The sequence below is a fragment of the Pseudomonas sp. NCHU5216 genome (assembly GCF_052156495.1).
Lineage (GTDB): Bacteria > Pseudomonadota > Gammaproteobacteria > Pseudomonadales > Pseudomonadaceae > Aquipseudomonas.
In genome coordinates this window covers 1-14,510 of record NZ_JBQLIX010000049.1, presented here as the reverse complement: position 1 = coordinate 14,510, position 14,510 = coordinate 1, and the positions used below count along the sequence as shown (strand labels likewise).

General features: G+C 64.8%; 12 protein-coding genes. 9 read left to right on the top strand and 3 right to left on the bottom strand.

Going from position 1 to position 14,510, the window contains the following annotated elements:
* The 3 genes from ACSVIK_RS23225 to ACSVIK_RS23215 are packed head-to-tail and all read right to left on the bottom strand — an operon-like array spanning position 1 to position 3,805.
* Positions 1-912: a glycosyltransferase family 2 protein gene (locus ACSVIK_RS23225; protein ID WP_442446513.1), complete on the bottom strand. Its 912-nt coding sequence runs from the start codon at positions 910-912 to the stop codon at positions 1-3.
* Positions 912-2,369: a mannose-1-phosphate guanylyltransferase/mannose-6-phosphate isomerase gene (locus ACSVIK_RS23220; protein ID WP_442446512.1), complete on the bottom strand. Its 1,458-nt coding sequence runs from the start codon at positions 2,367-2,369 to the stop codon at positions 912-914. Before ACSVIK_RS23220 ends, ACSVIK_RS23225 begins: the two co-directional genes overlap by 1 nt.
* A gap of 2 nt (positions 2,370-2,371) precedes the next feature.
* Positions 2,372-3,805, bottom strand: coding sequence for an undecaprenyl-phosphate glucose phosphotransferase (locus tag ACSVIK_RS23215; RefSeq protein WP_442446511.1), 1,434 nt, complete (start codon positions 3,803-3,805; stop codon positions 2,372-2,374).
* Between the two features lie 297 nt (positions 3,806-4,102).
* Between ACSVIK_RS23215 and rfbB the strand changes: the two genes are divergently transcribed.
* From rfbB to dctM, 9 genes are all read left to right on the top strand, one after another.
* Positions 4,103-5,164: a dTDP-glucose 4,6-dehydratase gene (rfbB, locus tag ACSVIK_RS23210; RefSeq protein ID WP_442446510.1), complete on the top strand. Its 1,062-nt coding sequence runs from the start codon at positions 4,103-4,105 to the stop codon at positions 5,162-5,164.
* 12 nt (positions 5,165-5,176) lie between these two features.
* Complete coding sequence (rfbA, locus tag ACSVIK_RS23205) at positions 5,177-6,049, top strand: glucose-1-phosphate thymidylyltransferase RfbA (protein ID WP_442446509.1); 873 nt, start codon at positions 5,177-5,179, stop codon at positions 6,047-6,049.
* Positions 6,046-6,594 (top strand): dTDP-4-dehydrorhamnose 3,5-epimerase, encoded by a 549-nt coding sequence (gene rfbC, locus ACSVIK_RS23200; protein WP_442446508.1) that lies wholly within the window; start codon positions 6,046-6,048, stop codon positions 6,592-6,594. Before rfbA ends, rfbC begins: the two co-directional genes overlap by 4 nt.
* Positions 6,591-7,454 carry a dTDP-4-dehydrorhamnose reductase gene (gene rfbD / locus ACSVIK_RS23195; RefSeq protein WP_442446507.1) on the top strand — a complete coding sequence of 288 codons (864 nt, stop codon included), beginning with the start codon at positions 6,591-6,593 and terminating at the stop codon, positions 7,452-7,454. Before rfbC ends, rfbD begins: the two co-directional genes overlap by 4 nt.
* A gap of 93 nt (positions 7,455-7,547) precedes the next feature.
* The gene (locus ACSVIK_RS23190) at positions 7,548-9,362 is read left to right on the top strand and encodes a sensor histidine kinase (RefSeq protein ID WP_442446506.1); all 1,815 of its coding nucleotides are present in this window, start codon (positions 7,548-7,550) and stop codon (positions 9,360-9,362) included.
* On the top strand, positions 9,359-10,744 hold the full coding sequence (locus ACSVIK_RS23185) for a sigma-54-dependent transcriptional regulator (protein ID WP_442446505.1): 1,386 nt from the start codon (positions 9,359-9,361) through the stop codon (positions 10,742-10,744). The genes ACSVIK_RS23190 and ACSVIK_RS23185 overlap by 4 nt, the downstream gene beginning before the upstream one ends.
* Positions 10,745-11,059: 315 nt before the next feature.
* Positions 11,060-12,052 (top strand): C4-dicarboxylate TRAP substrate-binding protein DctP, encoded by a 993-nt coding sequence (dctP, locus tag ACSVIK_RS23180; protein WP_442446504.1) that lies wholly within the window; start codon positions 11,060-11,062, stop codon positions 12,050-12,052.
* 134 nt (positions 12,053-12,186) lie between these two features.
* Positions 12,187-12,813 (top strand): TRAP transporter small permease, encoded by a 627-nt coding sequence (locus ACSVIK_RS23175; protein WP_442446503.1) that lies wholly within the window; start codon positions 12,187-12,189, stop codon positions 12,811-12,813.
* On the top strand, positions 12,813-14,096 hold the full coding sequence (gene dctM, locus ACSVIK_RS23170) for a C4-dicarboxylate TRAP transporter large permease protein DctM (RefSeq protein WP_442446502.1): 1,284 nt from the start codon (positions 12,813-12,815) through the stop codon (positions 14,094-14,096). The genes ACSVIK_RS23175 and dctM overlap by 1 nt, the downstream gene beginning before the upstream one ends.
* The last annotated feature ends 414 nt before the right edge of the window (positions 14,097-14,510 follow it).

The following is a 14,510-nucleotide window of genomic DNA, read 5'->3' as shown; positions in this document are numbered from 1 at the left end:
CTAGGTCCAGTAAGTGGAAAACATGCTGAGACGACGCTTGATGGAGCATGGCAGATGGGCTTCGAGATGACCGAGACGATAGCCCAGCAATTTGCAGGCCGTGCGCAACAACACCTCGGGAATGCGCCAGAGGGCACCGGCGGCCTGCAAGGTTCGCAGCTCCGCCTTGACGTAGCGTAGCCCTTCGCCACCGGCAGCGCCGAAGGCCTGGCCGATCCAGCGCTCGCGACCATAGAACACGCCGATGTCGAAATAGCGACGAAACTCGTCGAGCACAGGGTAATCGTGCGAGTGCCGCACCTCGGCATCGGCGGCGTAGCGTACCGCATGACCGGCCAGCAGCAGGCGCGCCGCGACGTAGGCATCCTCGCTGCCGATCACGTCTTCGGGGAAGCCGCCCACGGCCTCCAGCGCCTCGCGGCGATAGGCGGCGAAGGAGTCGGAGCTGAAGCAGGTCTTGATGCCCAGTTCGGCGGCATCGGCCAGGCGCTTGGTACGCGACTGCGGCGGGTAGTTGAAGCGCCGCGCCTGCGCGCCGAGCAAACCGGCATCCGCGTGCGGCAGTTGGCGGCCATAGGCGACGCCGATGTCCGGCTCGCTGAGCAGGTTCGCCAACAGGCGGGCAAAGCTCTGCGGGTTGGCCGGAATGGCGTCCTGGGTCAGGTAGATCAACACGTCGGCCTGCACCTGCTGGCTGGCCCAGCGTCGCGTACCGCCATGGTTGAACTGGCGCGGCTCGATCACCTCGACCCGCGCCCCGGCAGCGCGCATGCGCGCCACGGTATCGTCACGCGAGGCACTGTCGACCACCAGGAATTCGTCCGCCTGCAAGGTCTGCTCGGCGAGCGCCGGCAACAGCCGGTCGAGGTGCGCGCCGGCATTGCGGGTCGGAATGATCAGGGCCACGCGCATCAGCTCTTGGCCTCGCTGGCCGGCGCACGGCCGTAGATGTCGTTGAAACGGACGATATCGTCCTCGCCCAGGTACTCGCCGCTCTGCACCTCGATCATCACCAGGTCGATCACCCCGGGGTTGACCAGGCGATGGCTGTGCCCGGCGGGAATGAAGGTGGATTCGTTGGTGTTGAGCAGAAAGTCGCGCTCGCCATTGACCACCCGCGCCATGCCGCTGACCACTATCCAGTGCTCGCTGCGGTGGTGGTGCATCTGCAGCGACAGCGATTCGCCGGGGCGCACCATGATGCGCTTGATCTTGAAGCGCGGGCCTTCCTCGAGCACGGTGTAGGTGCCCCAGGGGCGGGTGACGGTACGGTGCAGACGATAAGCCTCGTGGCCGCGTTTCTTCAGTTCCTGGGCGACGTATTTGACGTCCTGGGTGTTGTGGGCATCGGCGATCAGCAGGGCGTCGGGGGTATCCACCACCACCAGATCGCGCACGCCGACAGCACCGACCATGCGCTTGGGCGAGTCGATGTAGCAGCCCTGCACGTTGTGCAGCACCGCCTCGCCACGGATCTGGTTGCCATTGGCATCGGCCGGGCTCAACTCACGCAGCGCCTGCCACGAGCCGATGTCACTCCAGCCCAGGTCGCAAGGCACCACGGCCACCTTGCTCGAGCGCTCCATCAGCGCGTAGTCGATGGAGATGTCGGGCACCTCGGCGAAACGCTCGGCATCCAGTTCGCACTGCACGCCCAGCTTGCCAGCCGTCGAGGTACTGGCCGCCAGGCAACGCTCCACGCCCTCCACCACCGCGGCGGCATGCTCGCGCAGTTCACCCAGCAGCACATCGGCACGGAAGCAGAACATGCCGGCATTCCACAGGTGCTGACCGCCATCGAGGTAGGCCTGGGCGGTGGCCAGATCCGGCTTCTCGACGAAACTGGCCACGCGCAGGCCGCCGTGTTCCAGCGCCTCGCCCTGGCGGATGTAGCCATAGCCGGTTTCAGGATGATCCGGGCGAATGCCGAAGGTCACCAGCCAGCCGGCTGCAGCCAGGGCTCGTGCCTGTTCCACGGCAGCAGCGAAGGCGGCCTGGTCACGAATCAGGTGATCGGCCGGCAGCACCAGCAATTGGGCGTCTTCGCCATGCTGTTCGAGCACGTGCAGGGCCGCCGCGGCGATGGCCGGAGCGGTATTGCGACCCATGGGTTCCAGAAGGAAGTCCAGCCCGCGGCACTGCAACTTGAGCCCGCGGTAATCGTCCAGGGTGCGAAACAGCAGCTCACGGTTGATCACGCTGAGCAACTGGCTGACGTCGGGCAAGGCGGCGACCCGCTCGAAGGTCTTCTGCAACAGGCTGCGGCCATCGGCCAGACGCATGAAGGGTTTCGGCATGGCCTCCCGCGAAACCGGCCACAGACGGGTTCCCGCGCCACCGGCGATGATGCAGGGAATCAGGGCAGTCATGGTCAATAGGCCTCTCGCGTGAGCAGAACCGCCGGCAGGGTGCGGAACAGGATGTAAAGGTCGAACCAGACCGACCAGTTCTCGATGTATTGCAGGTCGAACTCGACGCGCTTTTCGATCTTCTCCAACGTATCGGTCTCGCCACGATAGCCGTTGATCTGCGCCCACCCGGTGATGCCCGGCTTGACCCGATGGCGCGCGGTGTACTCCTTGACCGCGTCCTCGAAAAGGATGCCGGCCGCCTTGGTCGCCGTGGCATGGGGCCTGGGGCCGACCATGGACATGCTGCCGATCAGCACGTTGAATAGCTGCGGCAGCTCGTCCAGGCTGGTGCGGCGAATGAAACGCCCGACCCGGGTGATGCGATCATCGCCACGCGTGGTCTGGCGCTCGGCATTGGCATCGGCCTTGTGGCAATACATCGAGCGGAACTTGAACACTTCGATCAATTTGTTGTTGTAACCATAGCGTTTCTGCCGGAACAGCACGGGCCCGGGTGAGTCGAGCTTGATCGCCAGAGCGACCAGTATCATCACCGGCAATGCCAGCATCAGTGCCAGAGAGGCCAGGCACAGATCCTCCAGACGTTTGATCAGCGGCGACCAGCCATCGAGCGGCCGCTCGGACACGTTGAACATCGGCAGCCCAGCCACCTCGGTGATGCGATTGCGCGCGTGCCGAAACGCCAGCATGTCCGGCACCAGCAGCACATTCACCGGCAACCTGCGCAACTCCCGCACGATCTGGCCGATGCGGTTCTCCGCTGACCAGGGCAAGGCCACCAGCACCTGGGTGATGCGCTCCTCGCGCACCAGGCGCTCCAGCTCAAGACTGTTGCCCAGCAATGGCAGCCCCGCCACGCGCTCGGGCAAACGCCCGACGCGATCGTCGATGAAACCGATCAGCCCCGAGCGCACGTCGCGATGACGCGACATGAATTCCGCCAGGCGCACACCGTTATCGGTCGCGCCGAGGATCACTGTAGCCTGCAGGTACTGCCCCGTGCTCATCCAGTAGCGGTACAGCGTCAGAATCAGCAGGCGCTCGGCGACGAACGCCATGAAACTGGCCAGGAACCAGAAGCTCAGGTAGTACCACTGCATGAAATTGAACATCGACAGCGCCTGGTGCATGAACAACATCAGACAGAACGCAGCCGACCAGGCGAAGAACATCACCCGAAAACGCAGCAGGTTGCTGAAAATCTCATCCGAGTAGACGCCGAGCGCCTGGAACATCATTACCGTCAGCACGCTGAAGAACAGCAGTACCGCCGCGTAGCTGTGGGTCAGCGCCGGTTCTTCGGAAAACCACAACAGCAACAGCAATCCCGGTAATGCCGCCGTCAGGCCATGCAACAGCCGACAGCCAGCCAAGAAGTATTCGATGAAGCCAGGACGCGCCAGCAATGAACTACCACCCGACAGCTGACGCATGAAACCACTACCCCGCCGTGACTTGCGACTCGAATCCACGAGACGTCAGAAAAAAGACAGTCATAATTCGCATTTCGCCACAGCGACAGAATTTCGTCGAAACAACCATGACGCGACTAAACCATTTTTATAGTGGCATTTCAATATTCTACTTAACCAATAGCACAGTTAATTCATGGCGCCATAAAACCAGCGACATATCTCCATGTCGCCATGTCCTGAGCGCTCGGCGTAGGCGCCCATCTGGCCTATGATTGGCACCCAGACCCACTTACCCCCTCAGCGAAAAGGCTCAGCATGCGCATCTTGATCACCGGCGGTGCCGGCTTCATCGGTTCGGCACTGGTTCGTCACCTGATACAGGACACCGAGCACGAGGTGCTCAACCTGGACAAGCTGACCTATGCCGGTAATCTCGAGTCCCTGCTGCAGGTGGCCGACGACCCGCGCTATCGCTTCGTCCAGGCCGACATCGCCGACAGCGCCGTGGTCGCACAGACCCTGGCCGAGTTCCAGCCGGAGGCGATCATGCACCTGGCCGCCGAGTCCCATGTCGACCGCTCCATCGACGGCCCGGCCGCCTTCATCCAGACCAACATCGTCGGCACCTACGCCCTGCTGGAAAGCACCCGCGCCTACTGGCAGGGTCTGGACGACGAACGCAAGGCCGCCTTCCGCTTCCACCACATCTCCACCGATGAGGTGTACGGCGATCTGCACGGCGCCGACGATCTGTTCACGGAAACCACGCCCTACGCCCCCAGTTCGCCCTACTCGGCGAGCAAGGCCGCTTCCGACCACCTGGTGCGTGCCTGGCAACGCACCTATGGCCTACCGGTGCTGATCACCAACTGCTCGAACAACTACGGCCCCTATCACTTCCCCGAGAAGCTGATCCCACTGATGATTCTCAACGCCCTGGCGGGCAAGCCGCTGCCGGTCTACGGCAATGGCCAGCAGGTTCGCGACTGGCTGTACGTGGAGGATCATGCACGCGCCCTGCTCAGGGTGGTCAGCGCAGGCAAGGTGGGCGAGACCTACAATATCGGCGGGCACAACGAACAGAAGAACCTAGACGTGGTGAAAGCCATCTGCGCCCTGCTGGAAGAGCTGGCGCCCGAGAAGCCGGCCGGTGTCAGCCGTTACGAAGAGCTGATCACCTACGTCAAGGATCGCCCAGGGCATGACCTGCGCTACGCTATCGATGCCAGCAAGATCGAACGCGAACTGGGCTGGGTACCGCAGGAAACCTTCGCCAGCGGTCTGCGCAAGACCGTGCACTGGTATCTGCACAATCTCGACTGGTGCCGCCACGTTCAGGATGGCAGCTACCAGGGCCAACGACTCGGCACTCTTTAAGGAATCCGCCCGATGAAAGGCATCATCCTCGCCGGCGGTTCCGGCACCCGTCTGCACCCCATCACCCTCGGCGTATCCAAGCAACTGCTGCCGATCTACGACAAGCCGATGATCTACTACCCGCTGTCGGTGCTGATGCTCGCCGGCATCCGCGACATCCTGATCATCTCCACCCCCGAGGATCTGCCCAACTTCGCCAAGATGCTCGGCGACGGCAGCCAGTTCGGTGTCCGCCTGCAGTACGCCGAGCAGCCCTCGCCGGACGGTCTGGCCCAGGCCTTCCTGATCGGCGAGGCGTTCATCGGCAACGACCCGGTATGCCTGATCCTCGGCGACAACATCTTCCACGGTCAGCACTTCACCGAGAAACTGCTGCGCGCCGCCAGCCAGCCCAGCGGTGCCACGGTGTTCGGCTACTGGGTCAGCGACCCCGAGCGCTTCGGCGTGGTGGAATTCGATGCCGCCGGCAATGCCCTGTCCATCGAGGAAAAACCGGCGCAGCCGAAGTCCAGCTATGCCGTCACCGGCCTGTACTTCTACGACAACGACGTGGTGCGCATCGCCAAGGCCGTCAAGCCCTCGCCGCGCGGCGAGCTGGAGATCACCGACGTCAACAATGCCTATCTGGCCCGTGGCGACCTGCGCGTCGAGCGTTTCGGCCGCGGCTTCGCCTGGCTCGACACCGGCACCCACGACAGCCTGCTCGATGCCTCGCAATACGTGCAGACCGTGGAGAAGCGCCAGGGCCTGAAGATCGCCTGCCTGGAGGAAATCGCCTACCAGCAGGGCTGGATCGACCACACGCGCCTGCTGAGCCAGGCCAAGGCCTTCGGCAAGACCGGCTATGGCCAATATCTGTACAAACTCGCCGAGGGACATGCATGAAGATCATCGCCACCGAACTGCCCGACGTCCTGATCGTCGAGCCCCAGGTGTTCGGCGACGAGCGCGGCTTCTTCTACGAGAGCTTCAACGCCCGGCGCTTCGCCGAACTGACTGGCGTGCACGACGCGTTCGTCCAGGACAACCACTCGCGCTCTGCGCGCGGCGTGCTGCGCGGCCTGCACTATCAGGTGCAGCAGGCGCAGGGCAAGCTGGTGCGGGTCACCGCCGGCGAGGTCTATGACGTTGCCGTCGACCTGCGGCGCGGCTCGGCGCACTTCGGCCAATGGGTCGGCGTCCACCTGTCCGCCGAGAACAAGCGCCAGCTGTGGATTCCGGCAGGCTTCGCCCATGGTTTCCTGGTGCTCAGCGAGCACGCCGAGTTCCTCTACAAGACCACCGACTATTACGCCCCCGCCCACGAACGCTGCATCCGCTGGGATGACCCACAACTGGCCATCGCCTGGCCGCTGGCCGGGCAGACGCCACAACTGTCGGCCAAGGATCAGCAGGGCATGCCATTCGAGGAGGCCGACACCTTCCCATGAAAATTCTCATCACCGGCCATACCGGCCAGGTGGCCCGCGAGCTGCAGCGTGCGCTCGCCGGCCATGAGTTGCTCAGCCTGGGCCGCGCCGATTTCGACCTGGCCCAACCGCAGCGCCTGGGCGAGGTCATCCTCCGTGAGCGCCCGGCGCTGGTCATCAACGCCGCCGCCTATACCGCCGTCGACCAGGCCGAGCAGGAGCGCGAGCTGGCCTTCACCATCAATGCCGACGCACCGGGCGCCATGGCCGATGCCTGCTTCGAGCTGGACATTCCGCTGATCCACTACTCCACCGACTACGTCTTCGACGGCAGCAAGGCCACCCCCTACCGCGAGGCCGACACGCCGCGCCCGCTGGGCGTCTACGGCGCCAGCAAGGCGGCTGGTGAGCAGGCCCTGCGCATCAGCGGCTGCGATCACCTGATCCTGCGTACCAGTTGGGTGTACTCGCAGCACGGGCGCAACTTCCTGCTGACCATGCAGCGCCTGCTGCAGGAGCGTGAACAGCTCAAGGTGGTGGATGACCAGATCGGCGCGCCGACCTGGGCCGGCAGCATCGCCAGCGCCACGGCCGAGCTGATCGACAAGTGGCAGCAGGGCCGCCAGCGCTGGGGCACCTACCACCTGACCTGCCAGGGCCACACGAGTTGGTTCGGCTTCGCCAGCGCCATCGCCGACCGCCTGCGCGCCCAGGGCAAGCGCTGCGCCGAGCTGCTGCCGATTCCCTCCAGCGAGTACCCCACCCCCGCGCAACGGCCACTCAACTCGCGCCTGGATGGCGAGCGGCTGGCACTGGAATGGCAGATCAGCCTGCCGCAGTGGGAGCAGGCGCTGGACGCCTGCCTGGCGCGCCAGGACTGAAGGCACGGGCCTGCTGCCGTTGGCGCGAAACGGCAGCAGAGCTGGCGGGAATGTGCATAATGCGCCGATCATCTCGGCCCCCGTCCTCGCTCCATGACCATTGCGCCTTCCACCTTACATCGCCCCCGCTGGCGCAGCCTGCTGCTCCTGGCACTGCTGCTCGCGCCGCTGCTGTGGCCGGTGCACTACCTGGCCGAACGCTATTACCGCGGCGTACTGATCGAACAGAACCGCCAGACTCTCGACCTGTACGTGGCCAACCTGCTGGGCACCCTGCGCCGCTACGAGGTGCTGCCGCAGATTCTCGGCGACCTGCCGGGCGTGCGCGCGGCGCTCTACGAACCGGACGATCCCGCCATCCTCGATGGCGCCAATCGCCTGCTGGCCCGCACCCGCGCGCAGACCGGCGCCGACGTCATCTACTTGATGAACAGCCGTGGCGTCACCCTGGCCGCCTCCAACTGGGACAAACCGGACAGCTTCGTCGCCGGCAACTTCGCCTTCCGCCCCTATTTTCGCGAAGCTCTGGCCGGGCGCCTGGGGCGTTTCTTCGGCCTCGGCACCACCTCGGGCAAGCGCGGCTACTACTTCGCCTACCCGGTGCGTGAAGGCGAGCGCAACATCGGCGCGCTGGTGGTCAAGGTCGACCTCGACCACACCGAGACGCTGTGGGGCAACACGCCCGAACAACTGCTGGTGACCGACACCAATGGCGTGGTGATCCTCACCTCGCGCCCTGATTGGCGCTTTCACGCCAGCCGCCCGCTGGATCGCGTGGAACAGGCCGCCATCGCCGCCAACCAGCCCTACCCGACCCAGGCACCACCGGCGCTGGATCTCGACCCAGACGCCTGGCTGATGCAAAGCCGGGTATTGGATGAAACCGGCTGGACGGTGAACATCCTCGCTCCGCGCATCCTCCTCGACCGCCCGGTGCGCAGCGCCGTGGCGGTGGGCGCCACGGCGCTGCTGGTGCTGTTGCTGCTGCTCGGCCTGCTGATGCAGCGGCGCCGTCACTACCTCGAGCGCATCGCCCTCGACAGCCGCGCCAAGGCCGAGCTGGAACAGCGCGTAACCGAGCGGACGCATGATCTGGAACTGCTCAACAGCCGCCTCAAGCAGGAAGTGCTGGAGCGCGAGCAGGCCCAGCAGGAGCTGGTGCGCGCCCAGGACGAACTGGTGCAGGCCGGCAAGCTCTCGGCCCTGGGCACCATGAGCGCCAGCATCAGCCACGAGCTCAACCAGCCGCTGGCGGCGATCCGCAGCTATGCGGAGAACGCCACCACCCTGCTCGACCACCAACGCGGCGAAGACGTGCGCGCCAACCTCGGCCTGATCCGCGAGCTGACCGAACGCATGGCCTCGATCATCGCCCATCTGCGCGCCTTCGCTCGGCGTGACCGCCATGCCCCGGAGCGCGTGGCCTTGCAGCCGGCGCTCGACGATGCCCTGGCGTTGCTGGCCAAACGCCGCCGCGCCATGGACGTGGAACTGATCCGCGACCTGCCGGACGCCACCCTCTGGGTACAGGCCGGCGAGACGCGCCTGCGCCAGGTACTGGGCAACCTGCTGGCCAACGCCCTCGACGCCCTCGTCGACAAGGCGCCGCCACGGCGTATCTGGATCAGCGTGCACACCCAGGGCGAACAACTCGAACTGCGGCTGCGCGACAATGGCCCCGGGTTCTCCGCCGAGTCACTGGCGCGCGCCCGCGAGCCTTTCTTCACCACCAAGACCAGCGCCCAGGGCCTAGGCCTTGGCCTGGCCATCTGCGAAAGCCTGATGCGCGCCCTGGACGGCGAGCTGTTGCTCGACAACCATGCACAAGGCGGCGCGCTGATCACCCTGCGCCTGCGCCTGGCCAGCCCTGGCGTCAACCTGCAACCCCCGGAGGATCCCTCGCCATGACCAGCGACAGCGCCATCGACAGCCGTATCCAGGTTCTGCTGATCGACGACGACGCCCATCTGCGCCAGGCCCTCAGCCAGACCCTCGACCTGGCCGGGTTGAAGGTGCTCAGCCTGGGTGATGCCAAGGGCCTGGCCGAACGCATTCCCGCTGGCTGGCCCGGCGTGGTGGTCAGCGATATCCGCATGCCCGGCATCGATGGCCTGGAACTGCTGCGGCAGTTGCACGAACAGGACGCCGAGCTGCCGGTACTGCTGATCACTGGCCACGGCGACGTACCCCTGGCCGTGCAGGCGATGCGCGCCGGCGCCTACGACTTTCTGGAAAAGCCCTTCGCCAACGATGCCCTGCTCGACAGCGTGCGCCGCGCCCTCGACCTGCGTCGCCTGGTGCTGGACAACCGCAGCCTGCGCATGGCCCTGACCGATCGCCAACAACTGGCCGGGCGCCTGGTCGGTCAATCCCCGGCAATGCAGCGCCTGCGCGAACAGATCGGCGCGCTGGCCGGCATCGCCACCGACGTGCTGATCCTCGGCGAGACCGGCGCCGGCAAGGAAGTGGTGGCGCGTGCCCTGCACGACCTGTCCAACCGCCGCGACGGCCCCTTCGTCGCCATCAACGCCGGCGCCCTGGCCGAGTCGGTGGTGGAAAGCGAGCTGTTCGGCCACGAGGCCGGCGCCTTCACCGGCGCGCAGAAACGCCGCATCGGCAAATTCGAGTTCGCCAACGGCGGCACCCTGTTCCTCGACGAGATCGAGAGCATGAGCCTGGACGTGCAGGTCAAGCTACTGCGCCTGTTACAGGAACGGGTGGTGGAACGCCTCGGCGGCAACCAGTTGATCCCCTTGGATATCCGCGTCATCGCCGCGACCAAGGAAGACCTGCGCCAGGCCGCTGACCAGGGCCGCTTCCGCGCCGACCTCTACTACCGCCTGAATGTCGCGCCGCTGAATATTCCACCGCTGCGCGAGCGCGGCGAAGATGCCCTGCTACTGTTCCAGCATTTCAGCGAAAGCGCGGCAGCCCGCCACGGCCTGCCGGTACGCGAGCTGCAACCTGGCCAGCGTGCCCTGCTGCTGCGCCACCCCTGGCCGGGCAACGTGCGCGAGCTGCAGAACGCCGCCGAGCGTTTCGCCCTGGGCCTGGAACTGGCCCTGGACAGCAACGCGCCCAACCTGCCGCCGGTTCAGGGCGGCCTGAGCGAACAGGTCGAGGCCTTCGAGCGTGCCCTGATCGCCGGCGAGCTGAGCCGCCCGCATGGTTCATTGCGCAGTTTGGCCGAGGCTCTGGGCATTCCCCGCAAGACCCTGCACGACAAACTGCGCAAGCACGGCCTGAACTTCTCCGGCTCTGGCGGAAGCTCGCCAGATGAGTTCGAGTGAGTGGCGGCAACCCGCCACAGCAGACCGCCACGGATCGCTCGACAGCCACGCCAAGCCACTCCCGGCCCTAGCAAGCCAATTGCCGAAGCGCTCAAAAATGAGCCTTGCAGGACTGTTTCACGGTTCTGTAGCCCCAGCAGTGGCACTCTGGCACAAGGGTTGCTCTGAGCTAGCCTCAAGCGAACCCACAAGTACAAGTCCAGGCCTCGCTGCCCAATCACGGCGTTTTTCCCTCAGCCGCCTAGACTTGCTCTTGTCCGTTCGTTGCGACGCACCGGCGTCAACGCGATAAACACAACAAGAGGAAGCATCCGCATGTTCAAAACCACTGCCAAGGCGCTGGCTTGCGCCCTGTCCCTGTCCATCGCCGGCATGGCCCAGGCCGCCGATCCGATCGTCATCAAGTTCTCCCACGTCGTTGCCGAACACACCCCGAAAGGTCAGGGTGCCATGCTGTTCAAGCAACTGGCCGAAGAACGCCTGCCTGGCAAGGTGAAGGTCGAGGTCTACCCGAACTCCTCGCTGTTCGGTGACGGCAAGGAAATGGAAGCGCTGCTGCTCGGCGACGTGCAGATCATCGCCCCGTCGCTGGCCAAGTTCGAGCAGTACACCAAGCAACTGCAGGTATTCGACCTGCCGTTCCTGTTCGATGACATGGCAGCGGTCGATCGCTTCCAGAAGGGCCCGGAAGGTCAGAAACTGCTGAACTCCATGACCGACAAGGGCATCACCGGCCTGGCCTACTGGCACAACGGCCTCAAGCAACTGTCGGCCAACAAGCCGCTGCGCGAGCCCAAGGACGCCCGTGGCCTGAAGTTCCGCGTACAGGCCTCCGCCGTACTGGAAGAGCAGTTCAAGGCGCTGCGTGCCAACCCGCGCAAGATGAGCTTCGCCGAGGTTTACCAAGGCCTGCAGACTGGCGTGGTCAACGGTGCCGAGAACCCCTACTCGAACATCTACAGCCAGAAGATGTACGAAGTGCAGAAGTACATTACCGAGTCCAACCACGGCCTGCTGGACTACATGCTGATCACCAACACCAAGTTCTGGGACGGTCTGCCGGCTGACGTACGTGACGAGCTGAACAAGATCATCGCCGAGGTCACCGTCGAGGTGAACAAGCAGGCCGACGCGCTGAACCAGGGCGACAAGCAACGCATCCTGGACGCCGGCACCACCGAGATCCTGACCCTGACCCCCGAGCAGCGCAACGACTGGCGCCAAGCCATGCAGCCGGTGTGGAAGAAGTTCGAGGGCGAGATCGGCGCGGACCTGATCAAGGCAGCGCAAGGCGCCAACCAGCAATAAGGCCGGAGAGCCGTAGGGTGGGCAGAACGCTACAGTTCTGACCCACCACGACGCCCGCGACGGGCGTCGTTCTGCTGTAAACGGTGGGCCGGTATCGGTCCACCCTACGCCCTTTCCATTCGGGAGAACCATCCATGAACGCCTTGCGGCGCGTCTGGGAGCACTTCGAGGAAGGTTTCATCGCCTTTCTGCTGGGCGCCATGACGCTGATCACCTTCGTCTACGTGATCCTCAACAACTTCTATACCGTTTTCTATTGGCTGGGTGACACCTTCGGCGGCAACGAAACCCTGCTGAGCATCGGCGATGTCATCCTCAGTGCGGCCCAGGCCATGACCTGGAGCAGCGCCCTGACCAAGGCCCTGTTCGGCTGGCTGATCTTCTTCGGCCTGGCCTACGGCGTGCGCACTGCCGGCCATATCGGCGTCGACGCCCTGGTCAAGCTGGCCCCGCGCGGCATCCAGCGCATCATCGGCGTGATCGCCTGCCTGTGTTGCCTCGGCTATGCCGGCCTGATCGCCGTCGGCAGCTTCGACTGGGTGCGTACCCTGTTCATCGCCGGCATCGGTGCCGAAGACCTGGGCCACTACGGTATCCAGCAATGGCACATCGGAATGATCGTGCCCTTTGGCTACGCCATGGTGTTCATCCGCTTCACGGAAATTCTCGTGCGCATCCTGCGCGACCAGCAGACCGGCCTGGGCCTGGCTGACGAAGCCGCCGACGCGCTGAAGGTCAACGAGCACGAGGAGAGCAAATAATGACCGTTCTATTCCTCTTCCTGCTGCTGTTCCTGCTGATGTTCATCGGCGTGCCGATCGCCGCCTCGCTCGGCCTGGCCGGTTCCATCACCATCATGCTGTTCAGCCCAGACTCGGTGCGTTCGCTGGCGATCAAGCTGTTCGAGACCAGCGAGCACTACACCCTGTTGGCGATTCCGTTCTTCCTGCTGTCCGGCGCCTTCATGACCACCGGCGGCGTGGCCAAGCGTCTGATCGACTTCGCCAACGCCTGCGTCGGCCACATCCGCGGTGGCCTGGCCATCGGCGCGGTACTGGCGTGCATGCTGTTCGCCGCACTGTCCGGCTCGTCGCCGGCCACCGTGGCGGCGGTCGGTTCCATCGCCATCGCCGGCATGGTGCGCTCCGGCTACCCGCAGGCCTTCGGCGCCGGCATCGTGTGTAACGCCGGCACCCTGGGCATCTTGATTCCGCCATCGATCGTCATGGTGGTCTATGCCGCCGCCACCGAGCAGTCGGTGGGCAAGCTGTTCATGGCCGGGGTGATCCCGGGCGTGCTGCTGGGTGTGGTGCTGATGGTGGCGATCTACATCGTCGCGCGCATCAAGAAGCTGCCGGCTCTGCCGCGCGCCAGCTTCCGCGAGTGGCTGCGTGCCGCCCGTGAGGCGTTCTGGGGCCTGCTGCTGATGGTGATCATCCTCGGTGGTATCTACACCGGCATGTTCACCCCGACCGAAGCGGCCGCCGTGGCCGCCGTGTACGCCGGCTTCGTCGCCCTGTTCGTGTACAAGGATCTGACCTGGCGCGAGTGCCCGAAGGTGCTGCTGGAGTCCGGTAAGCTGACCATCATGCTGATGTTCATCATCGCCAACGCCATGCTCTTCGCCCATGTGCTGACCACCGAGCAGATTCCGCAGCAGATCACCGCCTGGGTGGTGGAGCTGGGCCTGCAGCCCTGGCAGTTCCTGCTGGTGGTGAACATCGTGCTGCTGATCGCCGGTGCCTTCATGGAGCCGTCGGCGATCATCCTGATCCTGGCGCCGATCCTCTTCCCCATCGCCATGCAACTGGGCATCGACCCGATCCACCTGGGCATCATCATGGTGGTGAACATGGAGATCGGCCTGATCACCCCGCCGGTGGGGCTGAACCTGTTCGTCACCTCGGCGGTGACCGGCATGCCACTGACGGCGGTGATCCGCGCGGCGCTGCCGTGGCTGATGATGCTGATCAGCTTCCTGCTGGTGATCACCTACATCCCGGCGGTTTCCATGGCGTTGCCGAACTGGCTGGGAATGAACTGAGTATCGCTGCTTCGGGTGCCTCTGGCACCCATTGCGCCCGGCCTTGTGCCGGGCTTTTTTATGCGTGAGGGAATACATCGGTGCGCCTGCGTCCATGGGAGTAGCCTTGGCCCCTTAGAGCGTACCCGGACGCCGGACGCTCAGAAGCAGTACGCCGGTGGGGTTCTGGGCGTCAGCGCCGTAGGGCGGACTCAGGAGCGCCAGCGAACAGTCCGCCGGATCATGCTCAGTTCGGCGCCAAAGCCTACGTCCAGTACTCCCTGGCAAGTTTGTGTGATTTGGCTGGCCTGTGTTGGTTGTTGTGGTGTCAGTTCCGGGTTGCCGCGTTTTTGCTGACGTTTTTGGTTTCGCCCTCCCGGGCGAGTCACTTTTGCGGGCAAAAGTAACCAAAACCCTCCGCCCGGTCATCCGGCC

What these genes read in the sequence shown, in the direction of transcription:
- rfbC (WP_442446508.1), top strand. Translation starts at nt 6,046, where the DNA reads ATGAAGATCATCGCCACCGAACTGCCCGACGTCCTGATCGTCGAGCCC.
- rfbB (WP_442446510.1), top strand. Translation starts at nt 4,103, where the DNA reads ATGCGCATCTTGATCACCGGCGGTGCCGGCTTCATCGGTTCGGCACTG.
- dctP (WP_442446504.1), top strand. Translation starts at nt 11,060, where the DNA reads ATGTTCAAAACCACTGCCAAGGCGCTGGCTTGCGCCCTGTCCCTGTCC.
- ACSVIK_RS23175 (WP_442446503.1), top strand. Translation starts at nt 12,187, where the DNA reads ATGAACGCCTTGCGGCGCGTCTGGGAGCACTTCGAGGAAGGTTTCATC.
- ACSVIK_RS23225 (WP_442446513.1), bottom strand. Translation starts at nt 912, where the DNA reads ATGCGCGTGGCCCTGATCATTCCGACCCGCAATGCCGGCGCGCACCTC.
- ACSVIK_RS23215 (WP_442446511.1), bottom strand. Translation starts at nt 3,805, where the DNA reads ATGCGTCAGCTGTCGGGTGGTAGTTCATTGCTGGCGCGTCCTGGCTTC.
- ACSVIK_RS23220 (WP_442446512.1), bottom strand. Translation starts at nt 2,369, where the DNA reads ATGACTGCCCTGATTCCCTGCATCATCGCCGGTGGCGCGGGAACCCGT.
- dctM (WP_442446502.1), top strand. Translation starts at nt 12,813, where the DNA reads ATGACCGTTCTATTCCTCTTCCTGCTGCTGTTCCTGCTGATGTTCATC.
- rfbA (WP_442446509.1), top strand. Translation starts at nt 5,177, where the DNA reads ATGAAAGGCATCATCCTCGCCGGCGGTTCCGGCACCCGTCTGCACCCC.
- rfbD (WP_442446507.1), top strand. Translation starts at nt 6,591, where the DNA reads ATGAAAATTCTCATCACCGGCCATACCGGCCAGGTGGCCCGCGAGCTG.
- ACSVIK_RS23185 (WP_442446505.1), top strand. Translation starts at nt 9,359, where the DNA reads ATGACCAGCGACAGCGCCATCGACAGCCGTATCCAGGTTCTGCTGATC.
- ACSVIK_RS23190 (WP_442446506.1), top strand. Translation starts at nt 7,548, where the DNA reads ATGACCATTGCGCCTTCCACCTTACATCGCCCCCGCTGGCGCAGCCTG.